The 21834-nt window shown below is 50.4% G+C and carries 27 protein-coding genes, 1 pseudogene and 1 other annotated feature; of the genes and pseudogenes, 12 read left to right on the forward strand and 16 right to left on the reverse strand.

Features of this window, described 5'->3' with window-relative positions; all coding sequences use genetic code 11:
* Window positions 1-14 precede the first annotated feature (14 nt).
* Window positions 15-257 carry a DinI family protein gene (locus tag OGX97_RS06040; RefSeq protein WP_003840850.1) on the reverse strand — a complete coding sequence of 81 codons (243 nt, stop codon included), beginning with the start codon at window positions 255-257 and terminating at the stop codon, window positions 15-17.
* Between the two features lie 78 nt (window positions 258-335).
* Here OGX97_RS06040 and OGX97_RS06045 point away from each other — a divergent pair, with 78 nt between their 5' ends.
* The gene (locus OGX97_RS06045) at window positions 336-668 is read left to right on the forward strand and encodes a hypothetical protein (protein ID WP_003841689.1); all 333 of its coding nucleotides are present in this window, start codon (window positions 336-338) and stop codon (window positions 666-668) included.
* 191 nt (window positions 669-859) lie between these two features.
* A complete protein-coding gene (locus OGX97_RS06050; protein WP_048217473.1) occupies window positions 860-1270 on the forward strand; it encodes a hemerythrin domain-containing protein in 411 nt (136 codons plus the stop codon).
* An 85-nt stretch (window positions 1271-1355) separates the two neighbouring features.
* Here OGX97_RS06050 and OGX97_RS06055 read toward each other — a convergent pair whose 3' ends face one another.
* The gene (locus OGX97_RS06055) at window positions 1356-1595 is read right to left on the reverse strand and encodes a DinI family protein (protein WP_126957515.1); all 240 of its coding nucleotides are present in this window, start codon (window positions 1593-1595) and stop codon (window positions 1356-1358) included.
* 75 nt (window positions 1596-1670) lie between these two features.
* Here OGX97_RS06055 and OGX97_RS23275 point away from each other — a divergent pair, with 75 nt between their 5' ends.
* Window positions 1671-1913, forward strand: coding sequence for a DNA polymerase V (locus tag OGX97_RS23275; protein WP_436537486.1), 243 nt, complete (start codon window positions 1671-1673; stop codon window positions 1911-1913).
* A 2-nt stretch (window positions 1914-1915) separates the two neighbouring features.
* The gene (locus tag OGX97_RS06065) at window positions 1916-2305 is read left to right on the forward strand and encodes a HumD family translesion DNA polymerase (protein ID WP_008323363.1); all 390 of its coding nucleotides are present in this window, start codon (window positions 1916-1918) and stop codon (window positions 2303-2305) included.
* On the opposite strand, the gene OGX97_RS06070 is transcribed toward OGX97_RS06065, so the two are convergent.
* Both OGX97_RS06070 and OGX97_RS06075 read right to left on the reverse strand, forming a co-directional pair.
* Window positions 2306-2974, reverse strand: a complete 669-nt coding sequence (locus OGX97_RS06070) for an SOS response-associated peptidase (RefSeq protein WP_149335268.1) — start codon at window positions 2972-2974, stop codon at window positions 2306-2308. It lies immediately after the preceding gene.
* A 151-nt stretch (window positions 2975-3125) separates the two neighbouring features.
* A complete protein-coding gene (locus tag OGX97_RS06075; RefSeq protein WP_003020675.1) occupies window positions 3126-3422 on the reverse strand; it encodes a YciI family protein in 297 nt (98 codons plus the stop codon).
* A gap of 215 nt (window positions 3423-3637) precedes the next feature.
* On the opposite strand from OGX97_RS06075, the gene tonB reads away from it, so the two are divergent.
* Complete coding sequence (gene tonB / locus OGX97_RS06080) at window positions 3638-4366, forward strand: TonB system transport protein TonB (RefSeq protein WP_168150127.1); 729 nt, start codon at window positions 3638-3640, stop codon at window positions 4364-4366.
* 64 nt (window positions 4367-4430) lie between these two features.
* Here the strand turns inward: tonB and yciA are convergent, their stop codons facing one another.
* The 4 genes and pseudogenes from yciA to OGX97_RS06100 form a co-directional block, all read right to left on the reverse strand.
* On the reverse strand, window positions 4431-4832 hold the full coding sequence (yciA, locus tag OGX97_RS06085; RefSeq protein WP_008784945.1) for an acyl-CoA thioester hydrolase YciA: 402 nt from the start codon (window positions 4830-4832) through the stop codon (window positions 4431-4433).
* 165 nt (window positions 4833-4997) lie between these two features.
* The gene (locus OGX97_RS06090; protein ID WP_048235264.1) at window positions 4998-5537 is read right to left on the reverse strand and encodes a septation protein A; all 540 of its coding nucleotides are present in this window, start codon (window positions 5535-5537) and stop codon (window positions 4998-5000) included.
* A 54-nt stretch (window positions 5538-5591) separates the two neighbouring features.
* Window positions 5592-6335 (reverse strand): YciC family protein, encoded by a 744-nt coding sequence (locus OGX97_RS06095; RefSeq protein WP_003020663.1) that lies wholly within the window; start codon window positions 6333-6335, stop codon window positions 5592-5594.
* A 28-nt stretch (window positions 6336-6363) separates the two neighbouring features.
* Window positions 6364-6441 (reverse strand): annotated as a pseudogene (locus tag OGX97_RS06100) (YkgJ family cysteine cluster protein); the annotation flags it as partial.
* A 306-nt stretch (window positions 6442-6747) separates the two neighbouring features.
* Here OGX97_RS06100 and ompW point away from each other — a divergent pair.
* From ompW to OGX97_RS06120, 4 genes are all read left to right on the forward strand, one after another.
* On the forward strand, window positions 6748-7386 hold the full coding sequence (gene ompW, locus OGX97_RS06105; RefSeq protein WP_071446265.1) for an outer membrane protein OmpW: 639 nt from the start codon (window positions 6748-6750) through the stop codon (window positions 7384-7386).
* Window positions 7387-7817: 431 nt separating this feature from the next.
* Window positions 7818-8534, forward strand: coding sequence for a YebC/PmpR family DNA-binding transcriptional regulator (locus OGX97_RS06110; RefSeq protein ID WP_003020658.1), 717 nt, complete (start codon window positions 7818-7820; stop codon window positions 8532-8534).
* A gap of 603 nt (window positions 8535-9137) precedes the next feature.
* A complete protein-coding gene (locus OGX97_RS06115) occupies window positions 9138-9413 on the forward strand; it encodes a hypothetical protein (RefSeq protein ID WP_103285304.1) in 276 nt (91 codons plus the stop codon).
* A 186-nt stretch (window positions 9414-9599) separates the two neighbouring features.
* Window positions 9600-11072, forward strand: coding sequence for a GGDEF domain-containing protein (locus OGX97_RS06120; RefSeq protein ID WP_213752781.1), 1473 nt, complete (start codon window positions 9600-9602; stop codon window positions 11070-11072).
* 32 nt (window positions 11073-11104) lie between these two features.
* Here OGX97_RS06120 and trpA read toward each other — a convergent pair whose 3' ends face one another.
* The 6 genes from trpA to trpL all read right to left on the reverse strand — a co-directional run bounded on the left by trpA (window position 11105) and on the right by trpL (window position 17773).
* Window positions 11105-11911, reverse strand: a complete 807-nt coding sequence (gene trpA / locus OGX97_RS06125) for a tryptophan synthase subunit alpha (RefSeq protein WP_235127462.1) — start codon at window positions 11909-11911, stop codon at window positions 11105-11107.
* Window positions 11911-13104, reverse strand: coding sequence for a tryptophan synthase subunit beta (gene trpB / locus OGX97_RS06130; protein WP_003020645.1), 1194 nt, complete (start codon window positions 13102-13104; stop codon window positions 11911-11913). Before trpB ends, trpA begins: the two co-directional genes overlap by 1 nt.
* Before the next feature lie 10 nt (window positions 13105-13114).
* A complete protein-coding gene (trpCF, locus tag OGX97_RS06135; protein WP_279850631.1) occupies window positions 13115-14473 on the reverse strand; it encodes a bifunctional indole-3-glycerol-phosphate synthase TrpC/phosphoribosylanthranilate isomerase TrpF in 1359 nt (452 codons plus the stop codon).
* Between the two features lie 3 nt (window positions 14474-14476).
* Window positions 14477-16072 (reverse strand): bifunctional anthranilate synthase glutamate amidotransferase component TrpG/anthranilate phosphoribosyltransferase TrpD, encoded by a 1596-nt coding sequence (trpD, locus tag OGX97_RS06140; RefSeq protein WP_057067328.1) that lies wholly within the window; start codon window positions 16070-16072, stop codon window positions 14477-14479.
* Window positions 16072-17634 carry an anthranilate synthase component 1 gene (locus OGX97_RS06145; protein ID WP_279850630.1) on the reverse strand — a complete coding sequence of 521 codons (1563 nt, stop codon included), beginning with the start codon at window positions 17632-17634 and terminating at the stop codon, window positions 16072-16074. Before OGX97_RS06145 ends, trpD begins: the two co-directional genes overlap by 1 nt.
* A gap of 23 nt (window positions 17635-17657) precedes the next feature.
* Window positions 17658-17752: a sequence feature (Trp leader region), on the reverse strand.
* Window positions 17729-17773, reverse strand: coding sequence for a trp operon leader peptide (gene trpL, locus OGX97_RS06150; RefSeq protein WP_012905981.1), 45 nt, complete (start codon window positions 17771-17773; stop codon window positions 17729-17731). It overlaps the preceding feature by 24 nt.
* A 135-nt stretch (window positions 17774-17908) precedes the next feature.
* Between trpL and rnm the strand changes: the two genes are divergently transcribed.
* From rnm to rluB, 3 genes are all read left to right on the forward strand, one after another.
* Window positions 17909-18787 carry an RNase RNM gene (gene rnm, locus OGX97_RS06155; protein WP_008784938.1) on the forward strand — a complete coding sequence of 293 codons (879 nt, stop codon included), beginning with the start codon at window positions 17909-17911 and terminating at the stop codon, window positions 18785-18787.
* Window positions 18784-19404, forward strand: a complete 621-nt coding sequence (locus OGX97_RS06160) for an L-threonylcarbamoyladenylate synthase (protein ID WP_003833336.1) — start codon at window positions 18784-18786, stop codon at window positions 19402-19404. The genes rnm and OGX97_RS06160 overlap by 4 nt, the downstream gene beginning before the upstream one ends.
* Window positions 19405-19504: 100 nt before the next feature.
* Window positions 19505-20380, forward strand: coding sequence for a 23S rRNA pseudouridine(2605) synthase RluB (gene rluB / locus OGX97_RS06165; protein ID WP_003020625.1), 876 nt, complete (start codon window positions 19505-19507; stop codon window positions 20378-20380).
* 83 nt (window positions 20381-20463) lie between these two features.
* Here the strand turns inward: rluB and cobO are convergent, their stop codons facing one another.
* A complete protein-coding gene (gene cobO, locus OGX97_RS06170) occupies window positions 20464-21054 on the reverse strand; it encodes a cob(I)yrinic acid a,c-diamide adenosyltransferase (protein ID WP_279850629.1) in 591 nt (196 codons plus the stop codon).
* On the reverse strand, window positions 21051-21812 hold the full coding sequence (locus OGX97_RS06175; RefSeq protein WP_048216262.1) for a YciK family oxidoreductase: 762 nt from the start codon (window positions 21810-21812) through the stop codon (window positions 21051-21053). The genes cobO and OGX97_RS06175 overlap by 4 nt, the downstream gene beginning before the upstream one ends.
* Window positions 21813-21834: the final 22 nt, after the last annotated feature.

Raw genomic sequence — 21834 nt, forward strand, 5'->3', positions numbered from 1 at the left:
ACGGTTCAAGGCGTTTAATCTGAAACCAGCCACATATCAGCCTCTTCAAACATTTCCTGAACAGTACGGCTTATCTGTTCTTTCTCATGCTTGCTGGCGTCAGTGTTGATCGCCGGCAGTGTCATCATCGGTTTAACCCGGACATCAGCATCAGGGAAAATCCGGTGAACCCTCTTAGTTAACTCGCCCAGAATGATATCTTTTGCACCGGGCAGACCATCAAAATTCCTTTTGTCATAAACGAGTTCCACGAACATTGCTCATTGCCCCTCTACTGGATGGATATACAGTATTTATACTGTGTTTTTATGCAGTATTCAAGAGAGGGCGTAAACATGGGCTTTCCTTCACCAGCTACCGACTATATAGAGCAGCGGGTTACGCCAGCCAGTGTCTGCATGACTCCCGACAGTCGCATCCTCGAGACGTCGGCGGGTTATGCGATCATCGTCCCGGTCACGCGCCCACAGCAGGGTGATGCGCTGTTGATTCTGTCCGGAGGTCGGACGCAGTTTGCGAAGCTTAGGGGGAAAGCGTTAATCACGGATGACGGCGAAGCGATCGAAGGTGATGCAGCTGAAGAGGCTGAGGTTATGAGGCGGGTGACGCACTTTATCAACAGCACTGATGCTGCGATATCTCTTGAGGCGGCATTGGCGCAGTTTTGAGACATATGTACGATAGAAAAATTCCGAAGATTGGCAATAGATCTCTTTATATTTGCATTCAAATTTTGTTTATTATGTATTTACATAACGTAAATTTATAAAATTTAATAAAAACAACTCAGATTGCTTATTTTTAAAGATGCATTTAATATATATGTTATAAATTGCAAAGCTCATTAAGGGATTCCCCAGTGAATATTGATAAAATGAAGATCCAGCATGCCGAGATTATCCATAAAATTAGCCGCCTCAGGGAGCTTAGCCGGGCGGGTGTGACGGCTCATGCGCAAGAAATCGCTCAAACCGTTATCAGTATGAGTTCTGTGATTAAAGTACACCTTTCTGCCGAAGATCAGTTTTTATATCCTTATCTGGAAAAGGTGAACGATCAAAAGCTAAAAACAATGAGCGTAAATTTTCAGCGCGAGATGGCTGATATTGTTGCCGAGTATGAAAAGTTTTCCCGTCGCTGGAATACGGCAAATAAGCTTATCAATTGTGACGAGGCATTTCGCCGCGACGCGAATGTAGTGTTGCGCAAGGTGCATGAACGAATGCAGCGCGAGGATCATAATTTTTATCCGCTGGTAGAGCAGCTTTAAAAAAGGGCGGCAATGGTTCATCCAATACGGGAATTTGGTTTCCCGTATCCAGAAAGGTATGAAAAGGACTTGGTAAAAGCTGGCACTACTCCGAAACTAACCACATATCGGATTCTTCAAACATATCCTCCAGCATGCGGTTCAGCTTTTCCCGATCGCTTTTGCTAGCATCGCTATTCAAGCCGTTCGCCTGCATCGGCTTCACCCTCACTTCGGCGTCAGGGAAAATCTGGTGCACTCGCCTCGTCAACTCAGCCAGGATGATCTCTCTGGCCCCCGCCAACCCTTCAACATTACGCTTGTCATAAACGAGTTCCACGAACATTGCTCATTGCCTCTTTACTGGATGGATATACAGTATTTATACTGTGTTTTTATCCGGTATTCAAGAGAGGGCGTAATGATGCCACGACGCAGCGATATTGAAATAGCCTGGTATGCTTCGATAAATCAGGAACCAAATGGCCGGAAGACCGTCACCACTCAGCGGTTTGTCCAGGAACTGAGTAAGGTTAACTGGAACTGGACGATGAAGCAGGCCAACGAATGGATCGAGTGGTATGTGACAACATTCCGCGATATATCAACGCAGGAAGGCGAGAACCGTACCTTCCAGCTGTTCAATCCAAACGGAGGACTCTAGCCATGGGCTTTCCTTCACCTGCGGCAGATTACGTTGAAACAAGGATCTCTCTCGACCAGCAGCTAATCAGTCAGCCCGCAGCGACGTATTTCATGCGGGCATCGCGTTCACATTTCAGGGAAGGGATAATCCAGGGGGCGCTGCTTGTTGTTGATGCCTCACTTTCTCCCTGTGATGGCTCGCTGCTGATATGCGCGATAGACGGAGAATTCAGGATCAAGCGATATCGGACTCATCCTCAGCCCCACCTGGTTAATCTGGATAACGGGAGAAGGGAGGCACTGCCAGTAGATGATGACGGTTACAGTTCTGCACCCGCTATATTCGGGGTGATCACGTACATCATTAATGATGCCAGGAACGCGGAATTTGATGATTGTCCGGTAATGTAATCATATTGGCTGTATTAGTTCTGCTCCCTGATTTTTCACATTCCCGACGGCACGTGTCACGGCGTGCCATGTAAATTTCTCAGCCGGCACAGAACCATCGGCCGCAATTTCCGCAGCTTCTTTCCCTCCAACGTCCTGCCTCATCCATTCGCGAGCAGCATCTGGTGACAGTACCAGTGGCCGCCTGTCGTGAATATCTACCAGTCCTTTGTCTGCAGCAGCCGTCACTATCAGAAATCCTTCTGCTTCATCTCCACGTTCGAATGGTGTGCTGCCGATCGCCGCCATGAATATCGGCTGGCCATCGGCTCGATGAATGAAGTAGGGCTGCTTTTTGTCGCCTTCCTTTTTCCACTCAAACCAGCCATCAGCAAAGCAAATTGCGCGACCGTGTTGCCACAGAGGCTTAAACATTCTGCTGGTGGCCGCAGTTTCAGAGCGTGCGTTAATTAGTGGTGGTTTATCCCACCACCCTGGGGCGTATCCCCAGATAACAGGATCGAGATGGAGTTTCTCGTCACGTTCGCTCAGAAGCAGAACTCTGGTGCTTGGCGCCACGTTAAAACGCCCGATCGGTTCCGGGTCATATGGAATGTCTCGTTCGACTTCGTCAGCGAGAAGGACGAGATAGTCTTCACGCGTCATCGACTGTGAAAAGCGTCCACACATAGAAACCTCCAGCCATATGTCAGACTGAAAGTATAGGTGGTAACTAAAAGAGAGGGCGCGTAGGTTAATGTGTACCTAAATGCGCCCTTAAATTTGATTTTGGATGAATGTTTGTGTTTATCTATTTGAATTTAAGGTTAATTATTTAAATTCAAAAAACCTTCTTGTAAGGTTTTACTGAAACCTGCGCATAAACGCCCGCCGCAACATACGGATCGGCTTCTGCCCACGCCTGTGCCGCCTCCAAAGATTCAAATTCGGCAATCACCGTCGAGCCGGTAAAACCCGCCGCACCGGGATCGTTACTGTCGACCGCTGGCATGGGGCCCGCCGTGAGCAAACGGCCTTCGTCATGAAGGAGTTGCAGGCGAGCCAGATGAGCAGGGCGTACGGAAAGACGTTTTTCGAGAGAGTCTGCGATATCTTGAGCGTAAATAACATACAGCACGGGTAGAGCTCCTTGAACGGTAAAAGTCGTTAATAACGTTATTGGAAAGGCCTAACAACTGCAACGGAAAGATAACTGATATGTTAAGGCCATACTCTGAAAGTGGTTTTTTATCATAAAATCGCGTTTTAAATGTCAGTTAGCACCACGGGCTTATTGAATATGATTGCTATTTGCATTTAAAATCAGGGCCTGGTTTTTTTACTGAAACGATTATGACTTCAATGACCCTTGATTTACCTCGTCGCTTTCCCTGGCCAACGTTACTGTCTGTCGGCATTCATGGTGCCGTAGTGGCTGGTTTGCTGTATACCTCGGTACATCAGGTTATTGAACTACCTGCGCCAGCGCAGCCGATCTCTGTCACGATGGTCGCGCCTGCCGATCTCGAACCGCCTCAGGCCGTTCAGCCGCCGCCGGAACCCGTTGTCGAGCCTGAACCGGAACCTGAACCGATTCCAGAGCCACCAAAAGAGGCGCCGGTGGTGATTGAAAAACCGAAGCCCAAGCCTAAACCGAAGCCAAAACCGGTGAAAAAGGTGGAAGAGCAACCGAAACGCGATGTTAAACCAGCAGAACCGCGCCCGGCCTCCCCACTGGAAAATACGGCACCTACTCGCACAATGACCAATACCGCGCCGGCAACTACCAGCAAACCGGTGGTCAGTGCGCCATCGGGTCCACGTGCTTTAAGCCGTAATCAGCCTCAGTATCCGGCGCGAGCTCAGGCGCTGCGCATTGAAGGCCGGGTAAAGGTCAAATTTAACGTAACGCCGGATGGCCGGGTTGAAAATGTGGAGATCCTGTCTGCACAGCCTGCCAATATGTTTGAGCGTGAAGTGAAAAATGCGATGCGTAGATGGCGTTATGAAGCAGGCAAACCCGGTTCCGGGCTTGTGGTGAATATTGTTTTCAAATTAAACGGCACAACGCAGATCGAGTAAGCATCAGGCCGTCCGGCAATGATCAAGAGTGATGATTGCCGGATAGCAGTACTGACGTGTGCTATCAGACCAACGTGGGAATTGGACGCGGTTTCCCGTCTTTATCAACGGCAACGTAGATAAACAGAGCTTCGGTGGCCTTATAGCGCTGCCCAATAGGTTCAGAAGCGACCTTCTTCACCCAAACTTCAATATTGATGCTGATCGAGGTTGTCCCGCGTTTCACACAGCGCGCATAGCAACACACCACATCACCTACGGCGACCGGGCGCAAAAAGCTCATCCCTTCCACTCGCACCGTTACCACACGACCATGTGCGATCTCTTTGGCCTGAATCGCGCCACCTATATCCATTTGTGACATCAGCCAGCCGCCAAAAATATCACCGTTCGCGTTGGTATCGGCAGGCATTGCCAGAGTACGTAAAACCAGTTCACCCTGGGGAGTGTTATTCGTTGTTGTCATTGTAGAACCGACTATAGAGAAAGATTACAGGCGCGATGCTACTAGAATTTGTGCGTTGAGAACAGAGGTGATGCGGCGTGCAGAGCAGATGTAAGTCAGGTTGTCAGCACAATGGAACGCGAGGGGATAAAAATTCGCCAGATCCGCAGATCTGGCGAGCATGAATTATGATTTATCTTCTTGCGGCAGATGACGGTAAATATAGACCCCACTCAGCAGCGTAAAGAATAAAGTCAGGGCGGTCAGACCGAACACCTTGAAGTTGACCCAAATGTTCTGCGGTAGCCAAAATGCAATATAGATATTCGCCAGACCACACAGGATGAAAAATACGGCCCATGCTAAATTAAGTTTCGACCACACTGACTGCGGTAGGGTCAGCTCTTTACCTAACATGCGTTGAATCAGCGGCTTTTTCATCACCCACTGGCTAACCAGCAGAGCACCAGCAAACAGCCCGTAAATCACCGTTACTTTCCACTTAATGAATTCATCGTTGTGGAAAAAAATAGTCAGGCCACCAAATACGGCCACCAGGACAAAGGTGATTAACGCCATCTTCTCGACCTTGCGATAGCGAACCCAGCTGTAAATCAACACTACAGCCGTCGCGACAATCAGCGCCGAGGTCGCCGCATAGATGTCGTAAAGCTTATAAAAAGCAAAAAAGACAACCAGCGGTAAAAAATCAAGAAACTGCTTCATTCTTCGATTCCGTCATCAAAAGCACCGGGAACAAGCCCGGAATGCGTTCAGGGTTTATTGGCGAATCAGCATGTACAGGCGGAACAAATAGATCAGCAACACGGCGGAGATCATATTGCTCAGCGTATTCGCCAATACCGCGCCTACATTCGGCGTAAGTACTGCAAAACTTGGCGCAAAAAGCAACAGCAGCGTTTTTGCCAGCAACCAACCGATCACTGCCGGCGCAACCAGTCGCATATTGGACCACGCCAGACGCATACTGTTGCGCATCGCGGCAAAGACACCCATTTTGTCCTGTACCAACATCACCGGTGCGAGTGCCAGCAGGATCGCCAGCAGAATACCGGGTACAACAACCAGCATAATACCGATTTGCACCAGCAGAGTAGTCAGAAAAATCAGAATAAACAGCTTCGGTAACACTGGCGCACTGGCGCCGATGGCACGTAACGCGCTGACGCGATGACCTGCTGAAATCAGCTGAATCATCAGGATGACCCCCCCGGCGAGGATGGCATTACCAATCAGACCGGAAAACGTCGACGCTGCGGATGCGCGTAGCAAAATTTGCTGTTGCTCCGGGGTCATGTTTTGCACCAGATCGAACAGCCCCACGCTGCTGGTTAACTGATCGCCTTCACTGAGTTGCGCAATTTGTGCGTCAGTGGGGGAAAAGGCATGCCCTAACACCACTGTGATAAACGCGCACAACAACGATACCAGCAAGATGGTAATGAATTGATTACGGAAAAAGTTTCCCGTGTCACGGTAAACGGATTTCGCCGTGATAGACATGCACTCTCCTTGAGTTTTGCAGGTGTTCATTTGCGGGCAATTGTACCCTGGATAACTCTACAGTGGCAGCATCGCGCGATGTATGGAAAAGCATATCTTTGTAAAGCTGCAGTAATTTTTGGCTATGACTTCAGCGTCGTGCATGAACGCTGTTTGTTATCTGCGCATCACGCGCAGATATCCATCAACCATCAACCATCAACCATCAGCAATGAGCTGGAGGTACTTGCACAATGAAAATATATCAAAATTGATCTGAATTAATTTAACAAGGATTTTGAATGCAAGTTCTAACTTAATCTGGATCAATAAATGTTAAATTATCAAAGTCAATGTGATCCATGTTAGATCACTTATTACTCCAATGTGGGTATATTCGTTCCGCTTTTATAACCATAACGATGGAGCGGACATGAAAAAATTAACAGTTGCAGCATTGGCTTTAACAACTCTTCTCTCTGGTAACGCATTTGCGCATGAAGCTGGAGAATTCTTTATTCGTGCGGGTTCTGCCACCGTCAGGCCGACGGAAGGTGCAGGTGGTACGCTGGGCAGCTTAGGTGGCTTTGATGTCAGCAATAACACGCAGTTGGGTCTGACATTTACCTACATGGCAACCGACAATATCGGTGTTGAATTACTGGCAGCTACGCCGTTCCGCCATAAAATCGGCACTGCTGCAACGGGTGATATTGCCACCGTACATCATTTACCGCCGACGTTAATGGCGCAGTGGTACTTCGGTGACTCCAGCAGTAAACTGCGTCCGTACGTAGGTGTTGGGGTGAACTACACGACCTTCTTCGATGAAGGCTTTAACGATAACGGCAAAAAAACGGGGTTATCGGACCTGAGCCTGAAAGATTCCTGGGGTGCAGCAGGGCAAGTCGGTATGGACTATCTGATTAACCGCGACTGGCTGATTAACATGTCGGTCTGGTACATGGATATCGATACCACCGCAAGCTATAAAATGGGTGGCGTCCAGCAGCGAGACAGTGTACGCCTCGATCCGTGGGTGTTTATGTTCTCTGCGGGTTATCGTTTCTGATATTTACTGTAAAATACTTCTGCAAAACTGGTCGTCAAATGGCCAGTTTTTTTCCATTCTTTTCCTCGCGTATCGTTGTCTTGATCGGCCATTATTTTGCTCATCTGGCCTGACAAAATTTGTGTGTCGATACCTCGCTATAACGCTATAAGCAGTGCAGCAGCAACTTTAATAGTAGAAGTGTTTGTCTGGAATATTACTTTTGTTTCTCTTTTCTTATGCATTATTGCTGCGGACCATTTATTAAGAACAAAAAAGAACCAGAGGATAATTTATCAATAATGTTAACTATTGATAAAATTAAAGTAACATATCGTAAAATTCGAATATTTTTATTTTTAATAGACGAGGATTTATACGTCATGATATAATGTAATGCTAGGTTATTTACCTGTCGACTATGTAAATGAATTTTTGAGGAGATCATTCCAGTGGGACGTAAGTGGGCAAATATTGTTGCTAAAAAAACAGCTAAAGACGGTGCAACGTCTAATGTATATGCAAAATTCGGTGTCGAAATTTATGCTGCTGCTAAACAAGGCGAACCAGACCCAGAATTAAATACATCTTTAAAATTCGTTATTGAACGTGCTAAACAAGCGCAGGTTCCAAAACACGTTATTGATAAAGCCATTGATAAAGCCAAAGGCGGCAGTGATGAAACGTTCGTGCAAGGGCGTTATGAAGGCTTTGGTCCCAGTGGCTCACTGATTATCGCTGAAACATTGACTTCAAATGTTAACCGTACGATTGCTAATGTCCGCTCAATTTTTAATAAAAAAGGCGGGAATATCGGAGCTGCTGGTTCTGTCAGCTATATGTTTGACAATACCGGAGTGATTGTTTTTGAAGGGACAGACCCTGACCACATTTTTGAAATTTTGCTTAATGCTGAAGTAGATGTTCGTGATGTAACCGAAGAAGAAGGAAACATCGTTATTTATACAGAATCTACAGATCTTCACAAAGGCATTGCAGCTTTAAAAGCTGCAGGGATTACTGAATTCTCTACCACAGAATTAGAGATGATTGCTCAATCAGAAATTGAACTTTCACCAGAAGATTTAGAAGTCTTTGCAGGGCTTGTTGATGCCCTTGAAGATGACGATGATGTTCAAAAAGTATATCATAACGTTGCTAATCTCTAATGATAGATTAAAAGAATCTGTCATTATGGCAGATTTTTTTAACTCATAAAGTTGTTATGGATAAGAATGTCTGGCCAGATATGGCAATTCTAAAAAACAGATAAAAACCACTATCTTAAAAATGTAATAATTAAAACCTCTGGTCTTAACTTCTTAGGTACGCGATAAACGTTATACGTCCAATATGCCCCGCGATATCCTGCATCCACTCAGCGCCGCTATGAACAATTGAGATGTTAACTCCATCATTCCAGATAATCCTGGTGTAAGCACAACGTGAGTTTCTCACTCATCACTGTCCCGACATTATCAGTGAAGCTTTACATCAGAAATTATGGTCCGCTTCACGCTCAGAGTAGTCTAACGATTGACAGTCTCAGACAGTATGGAAACAATGAGTGCACTATTATTACAAACTCGGATATTCTCCATCGTCATCAACTAAAAATATCTGATCTTCGCCAGAGATTTGCACGGAGCTGTCTGTTACCGTTTTCAGACAATATCCTTACTTAGACCCATCGTTTAAACAATCCCATCCTACCTTTCTCCCCTTTGATGTAGTGCTACTCTTTAAGCAAAACAATTTTGAGGATATTGCTGATGATGTTGACCCGCCATCTGCTACAGCAAAAAATCGCACTTCTGGAACCGTTCTCCGAAGATCAAACGGCAGCGTTTGCCGTAAGTGCTGCACGTGAGTTATTGCTTTACATGGATAAAATTGAGGCGCTGGAGAAACTTATTGCGACTCCAGTTACACTACCTTATTGCAGCGCTAGTCCGGTTTGTGAGATTGAGGCGGGCTATGCCGCAGGCGTAAACGACTGCCGCGAGGCCATTCGACGGGCAGGGTATCCTATTGAAGGTGATGATTAGTTTGCGGTTATGTTAACAATTATGTGCTTTTATTGTATAAAACTGTAACCTAAGCGCGCGGCTGCGGGCTACATCAACTTACCTGCATCGGGGTGGCGAACATTCTCTATCAACGTACAACGCTGTTATGCGACAACATAAACGGGTAACCGATTTGGCAATACTGTTAACTATCAGGGTGGACTCGTGAAGATTGTGCAGGATAAGCTCAGAAACAGGCAGGCACTGCTGGTATCAGGGCTCATTACGTTGATATTTACGTCATTGTTTCTGTTTATTATTTATGAACAGCGAATGGCCGCTGCCAGCGAAGGTGTTAACCGCCTGCAAGCGCGCATGATGGACATTTTTAACGACAACGAGCTGATCGCCGATGCGATTGGCGAGCGCTACCACCATATCAAAACGGGTGATCAATGCGGTGATATTTCACAATTCGCCCCCCGGGATGAGAATGAATGGGGAATTAACGCCGACCCAAAGCGGCTGCATTCGGCAACGGGGACAATGGTTGCTCAGCAAACCAGCCACAACGCGCTGTGTATGTATACGGCGGCGGAGTTTATTCGCGGTATGGTCAATGAGCTAAACCCGGGCAGTTTTGATGCACATCGTTATATTATCGCCAAAAACTCAGATTATTTTTACTGGTTTATGGCTTCCGATTCGCGCAATTTCAGTTTCTCTAATTCTGAAATGGCGCGGGATATCACGCAATTTTTCTATCCCCCCGTCGATTTCTATACCCGACTGCTGCAGAAAAACGTCAAAAATAAAGCCCTCAGCTCAACGAATTTCTATACCGATAAAATTACCGGTGAAAAAGCTTACAGCGTGGTGAGTTATATCTACGATCTGTCTGGCAAAGAGATATCAGACCAAATCGTGGCTTATCTGGTCTATGACCATTCAAAGTCCGAATTGCAGGAAGCGTTAGCCCAGGCATTTGACTACCAAATTCCACCAGAATTGAACGTAGAATTGGTGAATTTGACCAACAATGAGAGTCTCTGTTTATCCGGTAAATGTACCGGTCAATCCCGCTTTATGGTGCGCAATTTTTCAGAGAAATATGCGCTGCACTATTCGTTATCATTAGGTCGTTTTATGACGCGCGACACGCATGCAGGTATCGTGATTCTGCTGGCGCCGTTTTTCTTCATCATGATCAGCTTCTCGTTAAAATCATGGCTGAACGAAAGTGACCTCAAGGTTTATATTGATACCCTGACCGGTTGTTTTAACCGCCGAATTCTCGACATCATCAAGCGTCGGGATTTATCACACTGCTCGGTGGTGCTACTTGACTGTAATAAGTTCAAGGCCGTCAATGACACCTGGGGCCACGCGGCAGGCGATCGTGCGCTGCAAATTATCGCCAACAGGATGCTGTCAAACACCCGCACCAGTCACGATATTGTGATTCGTACCGGCGGGGATGAATTTATGATCCTGCTGTTTCGATCGCAGGCAACTGACGCTATAGCAATCGCGCAACGTATTAGTGGGCAGGTGACCAGCCATGTGTTTGTGGTGGATGGCCATACCGTGCCATTGTCAGTATCGTGGGGGATTGCAGAGGTGAATGGTGAACTTGATGTGGCCATTCAGAATGCGGATAGCGCTATGTATAGAATGAAGCACACGAAAGAAGGATAAAACCGCCAGAAATTTCTGGCGGTTGATTTAGCTTATTGGTGGGTGGCGGCTTTCATCGTGCTGACAAACGCTTTCAGCTCAGCCAGCATCTGTTCCGGTGCCGCAACATTTTTCTCAATGATTTTCACAATTGCCGAGCCGGAAATTGCACCGGCAGCACCGGCTTCAATAGCACCAGCGACCTGTTCAGGCGCAGAAATACCAAAGCCCTGTAAAGAAGGTGGCGCACCATATTCTTTCAGCTTTTCAACCAGATGATGCAGCGGTAATGCCGCACGATTTTCGGCACCGGTCACACCTGCACGTGAAAGCAGATAAGTGTAGCCATGACCATAAGAGGCAATCTGGCGTAGCAGTTCTTCATCAGCGTTCGGCGGGCAGATGAAAATCGGCGCGATGTTGTGGCGCAGCGCTGCAGTTCTGAATGGTGCAGACTCTTCAACGGGAACATCGGCCACCAATACAGAATCCACACCCACTTTTTCGCACTGGGCGTAAAACTCGTCAATGCCCTTGCTGAAGACCAGGTTGGCATACATCAGCAACCCAATGGGAATCGTCGGATGCTTCTGGCGAATCAGCGCCAGCATTTCAAAGCATTGCGACGGTGTAACGCCGGCGGCAAACGCACGCAGGGTGGCTTCCTGAATAGTTGGGCCATCTGCCAGCGGATCGGAGAACGGAATGCCGAGCTCAAGAGCGTCGGCACCGGCTTCAATCAGCGTATCAATGATTTTCAGTGACTGCTCAACAGACGGATCGCCCAGGGTTACGAAGGGGACAAAAGCGCCTTCTTTGCGGTCCTTCAACTGTGCAAACAGGTTTTCGTAACGTTCCATCAGATTTCCCCTCGAGCTTTCAAAATATCGTGTACGGTGAAAATGTCTTTGTCGCCGCGACCGGAGAGATTAACCACCAGCAACTGCTCTTTTTCTGGATTCTCACGCATCATTTTCAACGCGTGCGCCAGGGCATGGGAGGACTCCAGTGCCGGGATAATTCCCTCGTGCAGACACAGCGTTTTGAAGGCTTCCAGTGCTTCATCATCGGTGATTGAAACATAATCGGCGCGACCAATGCTGTTCAGGTATGCATGCTGTGGCCCGACCGATGGGAAATCCAGCCCTGCAGAAATAGAGTAAGACTCTTCAATCTGTCCTTCTTCAGTCTGCATCATTGGGGACTTCATGCCGAAGTATATCCCGACACGACCATGCTTCAAGGGCGCGCCGTGTTCTCCAGACTCAATCCCGTGACCGCCTGGCTCTACGCCAATCAGACCGACGCTGGTTTCATTAATAAAATCGGCGAACATACCGATGGCGTTAGAACCGCCGCCCACGCAGGCGATAACGGCGTCCGGCAGACGGCCTTCTTTTTCCAGAATCTGCGCCTTGGTTTCTTCACCGATCATGCGCTGGAACTCACGCACAATAGTCGGGAAAGGGTGCGGACCAGCCGCCGTACCGAGCATGTAGTGCGCGGTATCGTAGCTACCAGACCAGTCGCGAAGCGCTTCGTTACAGGCATCTTTCAGCGTTGCGGAACCGCTGTGAACGGGGATAACTTCAGCGCCCATCAAACGCATACGGAAAACGTTAGGCGACTGACGTTCAACATCTTTCGCGCCCATGTAAATACGGCATTTCAACCCCAGCAGTGCGCTGGCGAGAGCAGATGCAACACCGTGCTGACCCGCGCCTGTTTCGGCGATGATTTCCGTTTTACCCATGCGCTTCGCCAACAACGCCTGACCCAGCACCTGGTTGGTTTTGTGCGCGCCGCCGTGCAGTAAATCTTCGCGCTTGAGATACAGCGTCGTGTTGGTGCCTTGAGTAATGTTCTGGCACTTGGTCAGTGCGGTTGGGCGACCCGCATAGTTTTTCAGCAGATCTGTAAACTGCGCCTGAAATTCAGGATCCTTTTGTGCGCTGACAAAAGCTTCTTCCAGCTGGCGCAGGGCAGGCATCAGAATCTGTGGCACATACATACCGCCAAATTCACCAAAGTACGGATTGAGTAATGTTGTCATGTCCTTTTCCTTAATATGCGCGCAGCGTCTGAAAGACCGAAGCCAGAAGACGTGCATCTTTGATGCCCGGCTGTGACTCTACGCCAGAATTGAAATCGAGACCGGCACAGCCGGTTTTTGCCGCGTCAACGCAGTTATCTGCGCCGAGTCCGCCAGCCAGTAAAACGTTATCCAGCGATTGTCCGCCTAAAAGTGACCAGTCGAAGCGTTGACCGCTGCCGCCCTGGCCGTTGTCGAAGACGTATTTATCGACATGCTGATAATCACGGGCTGGCAACGTCTCGCTGACGCTGAGTGCCTTCCAGATTTGCACCTGTGCGGGCAGTAAGTCGCTCAGGGCGTCAACATAGGACTGGTCTTCGTTACCGTGCAGTTGCACGGCAGTTAGTCCCAGCTCCGCCGCTGTTGCGCTCACGTCGGTAATATCTGAGTTGCGAAACACCCCGACGTATTGCAACGGCGCGCCGGTCATGACCTCTCGCGCTTGTTCAACGTTGACCGCGCGCGGTGATGTGGGGACAAAAATCAAGCCGCCGTAAATGGCACCCGCTTCGTATGCCGCATTTGCATCCTGAGCCCGGGTTAAACCGCAGACTTTATTCTCGCCGAGCAGTACGCGACGCACGGCGACGTGCAGATCAGCATGCGACATCAGCGCGGAGCCAATCAGAAAACCGTTGGCGAAGTGGCTGAGCTCGCGCACCTGACCGTAAGTATTGATGCCGGACTCACTGATGACGGTCACACCGTGCCCTAGTCGCGGCGCCAGTTGACGGGTGCGATTCAGATCAATCGACAGATCGCGTAAGTCACGGTTGTTGATACCAACGACTTTGGCGCCCAGTGCGATAGCACGCTCCAGCTCTTCTTCGTTACTGACTTCGGTCAGTACGCCCATTTTCAGGCTGTGGGCGACGGCGGCGAGTTGACGATATTGCTCATCATCGAGCACCGACAGCATCAGCAAACAGGCGTCCGCCTGGTAGAAACGCGCCAGGTAAATCTGGTAAGGATCGATAATAAAGTCCTTGCACAGAATCGGCTGCGGTGCGATGCGGCTGACGATAGGCAGGAAATCAAAGCTCCCCTGGAAATACTTCTCATCGGTCAGTACGGAGATCGCGGAAGCATAATGTTTATAGATGCTCGCAATCTGTGCCGGGTCGAAGTCATCACGGATCACGCCTTTTGATGGAGATGCTTTTTTGCATTCCAGAATAAAGGCGGTGCGCGCACCTTGCAGCGCATCGTAGAAATCACGTGAGCCAGGCTGAACATCATTTTGAAAGCTGGCCAGCGGTTGTTGCTGTTTGCGGGCTTCTACCCAAATCGCCTTGTCTGCGACAATTTTCGCTAAAACGGTTTGCATCATTTACCCTCTTGCTGCCAGTGCAGTGACGCGGTCATAGGCCGCACCGCTACGCAGTACATTAATCACGGTTTGCGCATTGGCTTTTAAATCTTCTTCACCGTGCAGGCGCATTAACATGGCGACATTCGCGGCAACAGCAGCTTCATGAGCGGCTTCACCTTTACCTTGTAACAAGCGACTAAGAATGTCACGGTTTTCTTCCGGCGTGCCGCCAGCCAGCTGTTCCTGGTGGTAAGGCGTCAAACCAAAGTCTTCTGCCGTCAGTTGATAACTCTTGATTTCCCCATCGTGCAGCTCTGCCACAATGGTCGGCGCATGCAGCGAAACTTCGTCCATGCCACCACTGTGTACCACGGCTGCTCGTTGATATCCCAGCACGCGCAGCGTTTCAGCAATCGGTAGCACAAGTTCCGGGCTGTAAACGCCGATCAGCGCCAGCGGCGGATGCGCCGGGTTAATCAACGGGCCGAGCACGTTAAACAGCGTGCGGGTTTTCAACTGCTGGCGTACCGGCATGGCATGGCGAAAACCGGTGTGATATTTCGGCGCAAACAGGAAGCACACCCCGAGGTCATCTAGCGCCTGACGGGATTTATCAGCGTTCATATCCAGATTGATGCCAAATGCCGCTAACAGATCCGAAGAGCCAGACTTGCTGGAGACGCTGCGGTTGCCGTGTTTGGCAACTTTCAGTCCGCAAGCCGCCGCAACAAAGGCGCTGGCGGTAGAAATATTGATGCTGTTGCTGCCGTCGCCGCCGGTACCGACAATATCGGCAAACAGATAATCAGGGCGCGGGAACGGGGCGGCGTTTTCCAGCAGCGCGGTTGCCGCACCGGCAATTTCATTCGGGTGTTCGCCACGAATTTTCATGCTCACCAGCGCCGCAGCCAGTTGTTCCGGCTTCAGTTCACCGCGAACGACTGCGGAAAACAGCTGGTGACTTTCCTGCTGGGACAGCGTCTGGGCCTGATACAGTTTCTCCAGAATGGGTTGCAGCGTATTGGTTTGTTCAAGCTTCTGTTGCGCCCAGGCCAGCGTTTGTTCCAGCAAACGCGCGCCCTGGGTGGTCAGAATTGATTCCGGATGGAACTGGAAGCCGCAGACGCGATCGGTATCGTGACGTACCGCCATCACCATGCCGTTAAAGTGGGCGTTAATGGTCAATCCAGCAGGTACGTTGCTGCCAACCAGCGAATGATAGCGTGCCACCGGCAGCGGATTCGCCAGACCAGAAAACATCGCCTGACCGTCGTGTTCAATGCTGGACGCTTTGCCGTGAAGGATCTCTCCGGCCTGACCCACATATCCACCATAGGCTTCAACAATGGCCTGGTGTCCCAGACAAATACCGATGATTGGCAGCTTGCCGCGCAAACGGGTTAACAGCTCCGGCATGCAACCTGCCTCGCTTGGCGCGCCTGGTCCTGGAGAAAGCATCAGCACCGGATTTTTCATGGTTGCTAAGCGGTCAATCAACGTCTGGGCCGGAATATGGTTGCGGTAAATCACCACATTGTGACCATTAGTACGCAGCTGATCCGCCAGGTTATAGGTAAAAGAATCGATGTTATCAAGCAGCAGAATGTCAGCCATTAGAAGGTCTCCTGTGCGTGGTGCGCGGTAGCGATAGCACGCAGAACCGCGCGCGCTTTATTACGGGTTTCATCGGCTTCAGACTGCGGTACAGAATCCAGAACAATCCCGGCACCGGCTTGTACGGTGGCAATACCGTCTTCCACGAGGGCGGAGCGAATGACAATACAGGTATCCAGATCGCCATGCGCCGTGAAGTAACCTACCGCACCGCCGTAGCTGCCACGGCGACGACCCTCGGCCTCGGCGATAAGCTGCATGGCGCGAACTTTTGGCGCTCCGCTTAACGTGCCCATATTCATACAGGCGCGGTAAGCGTGCAGCACATCCAGATCGCTACGTAGTTCGCCGACCACGCGCGAAACCAGGTGCATAACGAAGGAGTAACGATCGACTTTGGTGAGGTCAGCAACATAGCGGCTGCCAGGCGTACAGATGCGCGCCAGGTCGTTACGCGCAAGGTCAACCAGCATCAGGTGCTCAGAAAGCTCTTTATGGTCGGTACGCATCTCCAGCTCGATACGGCTGTCGAGATCGCGATCAAGCGAACCGTCCGCACGACGACCGCGCGGGCGAGTACCAGCAATCGGGTAGATCTCAATCTGGCGGCTGGTGGCATCGTATTTCAGCGAGCTTTCCGGGGAGGCGCCAAACAGCGTGAACTCGTTGTCTTGCATGAAAAACATGTATGGGCTGGGGTTACTTTTCTTCAGCACATAGTAGGCCGCCAGCGGAGATGGGCAGGGCAGCGAGAAACGGCGGGATGGCACCACCTGGAAAATTTCGCCCGCGCGAATCGCTTTTTGCATGCCACGAACTACGGCGCCAAACTCTTCATCGCTCTGATTGCACTCGCAGCGCATCTGCGGGACTTCAGTGACCGGCAACGGCGGCGCAGGCTCGGTAAGCTGCTGGCTCAATTGCGCCAGACGAGCATTAAGACGCTGTTTTTCCGCATCATTGGGGGTAAAAATATTGGCCTGAATACGGGTGCTTTTTTTCTGGTGGTCGATAACCATCAGCGTTTCTGCCAGATAGAAGCAGTAGTCAGGGCAACGGTTGCCCGCTTCAAGCTGAGGTAAATCTTCAAAACCGGCAACCAGATCGTAAGAAAACAGACCGCCGAAGAACATCGCTTCACGTTCTTGCGCTGGAACATTAACCAGCTCCTGCAATAAACGGAATGCATCAAATACGGACAGGGAGCATAAGCGGGCGTCTTCATCGAGCAGAGGGCTGACGGCAGGGAATCGCAGATGACGACCATTCGGCTGTTGTTCGTTCTCAACGCCAGCGGGCAGGGCAACATCCAGCAGCGACAGCAGCGATGCGCCGTTTGCGGACAATGCCTGAATAGTGACAGTGTCACCGAGAGCGGTAATGCGTAATGCGCTGTCGACCAGCAGCAGGCTCTTCAGATCGTCTTTGCTGTCGATATCTGCAGATTCCAGCAGCAGTGTTGCTGGACGTGCGCCACACACTTGATGAAACAGCGCCGTCGGATTCTCACGGTAGGCGGCATCGCAGGCAAGCAGTTCGAGTGTCGGTTTTTGAGTTTGCATCGTTATTCTCATTAATTTTGTTCAAAAAAAAGCCCGCTCATTTGGCGGGCCGGGTATCTGGTTGCATATTGCAGACGTAAGACACTGCCCGAAATCAGGAAGTGCGCCACCAACCGTGCAGAACAAATGTTGCTTTCATCTCAGATACCTTCTTCATGTGAACTTGCGTACTAGTTAACTAGTTCGATGGAATAAAGTCAACACCTGATTTCAGTATATTTGTCGAAACCGCTATGATGGGCGTGATACGACATTTATTGAAACGGGAGCCGCCTTGAGCGACACGAATTACGCAGTGATTTATGACCTGCACAGTCATACTACAGCCTCCGATGGGCGATTAACGCCAGAAGCCTTAGTACACCGTGCGGTAGAGATGCGAGTCGGTACACTGGCGATCACCGATCATGACACCACGGCCGGCATTGCGGCGGCAAGAGAAGAAATTTCACGTTCAGGTTTAGCCTTAAATTTGATCCCTGGCGTCGAGATATCAACGGTCTGGGAAAACCATGAGATCCATATAGTGGGTCTGAACATTGATATCGCCCATCCCATGATGTGTGAGTTTCTGGCGCAACAAACGGAACGTCGTCAGCAGCGTGCACGCCTGATTGCTGAACGACTCGACAAAGCGCATATCCCCGGCGCGTGGGAAGGGGCGTTACGCTTGGCTGATGGCGGGGCGGTTACGCGGGGCCATTTTGCGCGTTTCCTGATGGAATGTGGAAAAGCCACAACCATGGCGGATGTCTTTAAAAAATATCTTGCCCGTGGGAAAACCGGTTACGTTCCGCCACAGTGGTGTACAATAGAACAAGCTATTGATGTCATTCATCATTCTGGCGGTAAGGCTGTTCTGGCTCATCCTGGGCGGTACGATCTTAGCGCTAAGTGGCTGAAAAGACTGGTTGCACATTTTGCTGAACATCGCGGCGACGCGATGGAAGTAGCACAGTGCCAGCAGTCTCCCAATGAACGCACCCATCTGGCGACGCTTGCGCGTTCGCATCAACTGTGGGCATCGCAAGGGTCTGATTTTCATCTACCCTGCCCATGGATTGAGTTGGGTCGTAAACTTTGGTTGCCCGCAGGCGTAGAAGGCGTCTGGCAACTTTGGGAGCAGCCCGAGATCACAGAGAGGAAAGTATGAGTCAGTTTTTTTATATTCATCCCGAAAACCCGCAGCAGCGACTGATCAATCAGGCCGTTGAAATCGTGCGTAAAGGTGGGGTGATCGTCTATCCAACCGATTCCGGCTATGCGTTGGGCTGCAAAATTGAAGATAAAGGCGCCATGGAGCGCATTTGCCGCATCCGTCATCTGCCGGACGGGCACAACTTTACGCTGATGTGTCGTGACCTGTCCGAACTGTCGACCTATTCGTTTGTCGACAACGTGGCATTCCGTTTAATTAAAAACAACACGCCGGGTAACTACACCTTCATCCTGAAAGGGACGAAAGAAGTTCCGCGCCGTTTGTTGCAGGAAAAACGTAAGACCATCGGCCTGCGTGTGCCATCGAATCCGATTGCGCTGGCGCTGCTGGAAGCACTGGGCGAGCCGATGCTCTCTACATCGCTGATGCTGCCGGGCAGTGAATTTACTGAGTCAGACCCGGAAGAGATTAAAGACCGTCTGGAAAAACTGGTGGATTTGATTATTCACGGTGGCTATCTCGGTCAGCAGCCGACCACGGTCATCGATTTAACCGACGATTCCCCGGTGGTGTTGCGTGAAGGCGTCGGCGACGTTAAACCTTTCTTATAAGGGCGCGAACCGCTATACTACGCGGCCTTAAAATGGCGCTGACTGGCGCCGTTGATTCTCCTGTTCGACGCCTGTGAAGGCGACATCTAAAGGAAGCTCTATGAGCGAAAAGTTACAAAAAGTGCTGGCGCGCGCTGGCCACGGTTCTCGCCGTGAAATCGAATCTATTATTGCCGCGGGTCGCGTGAGCGTTGATGGCAAAATTGCCACGCTCGGCGATCGCGTTGAAGTCACTCCGGGTCTGAAAATCCGTATCGACGGTCATCTGATTTCGGTTAAAGAGTCTGCGGAGCAAATCTGCCGCGTTCTGGCCTATTACAAGCCAGAAGGTGAACTGTGTACCCGTAACGACCCGGAAGGTCGTCCGACCGTGTTCGATCGTTTGCCAAAACTGCGTGATGCGCGCTGGATTGCCGTAGGGCGTCTGGACGTGAATACCTGCGGTTTACTGCTGTTTACCACCGATGGTGAACTGGCTAACCGTCTGATGCACCCAAGCCGTGAAGTTGAACGTGAATATGCGGTACGTGTGTTTGGTCAGGTTGATGATGCCAAACTGCGCGATCTGAGTCGTGGCGTACAGCTGGAAGATGGTCCGGCGGCATTTAAAACGATCAAATTCAGCGGTGGTGAAGGGATCAACCAGTGGTATAACGTCACGCTGACCGAAGGGCGTAACCGTGAAGTCCGTCGACTGTGGGAAGCTGTAGGTGTACAGGTAAGCCGTCTTATTCGTGTTCGTTACGGTGATATCCCGCTGCCGAAAGGCCTGCCGCGTGGTGGCTGGACCGAGCTTGACCTCGCGCAGACCAACTATCTGCGTGAACTGGTGGAGCTGAAGCCGGAAACGACATCTAAAGTTGCCGTCGAGAAAGATCGTCGTCGCATGAAGGCAAATCAGATCCGTCGTGCGGTGAAGCGTCACTCACAGGTCGGTAGTAGCCGTCGTCCGGGTGGTCGTAGCAACAACGGTTAATCATGAGTAGGCCTGATGAGCAAAGCGCCATCAGGCGTTAGCGTGGAGCCGGATGCGGCGCAAGCGCCTTATCCGGCCTACTGTCAGTAATCAATCCCTATCTGGGCCTTCACGCCCGCTTCAAACGCATGCTTGACCGGGCGCAACTCGCTGACCGTATCCGCTAACTCCAGAATATCGCGATGACATCCACGGCCGGTGATAATCACCGTTTGATGGGCAGGGCGCGCGTTTAGGGCAGTAATGACCTCTTCAAGCGGCAGATAGTCGTATGCCACCATGTAGGTCAGCTCGTCCAGCACCACCATATCCAGTCCATCGTCGGCCAGCATCCGCTTGCCATGTTCCCACACGGCCATACAGGCCGCGGTGTCGGACTCACGGTTTTGCGTTTCCCAGGTAAATCCTGTCGCCATAACCTGAAACTCTACGCCGTGGGGTTCAAGTAAGTTACGTTCTCCGTTTGGCCACGTACCTTTAATAAATTGTACGACGCCGACTTTTTTACCGTGGCCCACCGCGCGCGTGGCGGTACCGAATGCGGCGGTGGTTTTACCCTTACCATTTCCGGTGAATACGATGATGATCCCGCGCTCGTCCGTAGCGGCGGCAACGCGTGCGTCAACCCGATCTTTTACGCGCTGTTGACGTTGCTGATAGCGTTCTTCACTCATTGGGCAATTCCTGGTTTACGGCCCGGCTGGGCGTCAAAAGTCATACCGGTTTTACGGCGGCTGTCATCGCCCATCAGCCACAGGTAGAGCGGCATAATATCGGCGGGAGTTTTCAATTTTTGTGGATCTTCTGTGGGGAATGCACTGGCTCGCATACCTGTTCGTGTTCCACCAGGATTGATACAGTTTACGCGAAGATGACGGTTTTGATACTCATCAGCCAGAACCTGCATCATCCCTTCGGTCGCAAATTTTGAGGTGGCATATGCACCCCAATTGGCGCGTCCCTGGCGGCCAACGCTGGAAGAGGTAAAGACCAGCGATCCGGCATCGGATTTGAGTAACAACGGCAGCAATGCCTGAGTCAGCATAAAAGTGGCATTCACATTTACCTGCATCACATCCTGCCAGACCAGCGGGTTTTGTTCACTCATTGGGCAAATATCGCCGAGTAATCCGGCGTTATGCAGTACGCCATCCAGACGCGGGAAATGTGCGGCAATGCGTTGCGCAAGCTGGTGACATTCTTCAGAGGTACAGGTCAGTAAATCCAGTGTAAACCACTGTGGTTGTGTTCCGTTTTCATCGGCGATAGTGCGGGCAACCTGACGCAGTTTTTCTTCGTTACGCCCAAGCAGGATAACGGTCGCGCCATAGCGTGCATAGGTCTGCGCGGCTTCGCGTCCGATACCATCGCTGGCACCGGTGACAAGAATAATGCGGCCCTGTAAAAGGTCTTGTTTAGGTTGGTAATGCACGGCTACTCCTCGGCGACGCCCT

This window comes from Citrobacter sp. Cpo061 (genome assembly GCF_030332845.1).
In the GTDB taxonomy this organism is placed as follows: Bacteria; Pseudomonadota; Gammaproteobacteria; order Enterobacterales; family Enterobacteriaceae; genus Citrobacter; species Citrobacter portucalensis.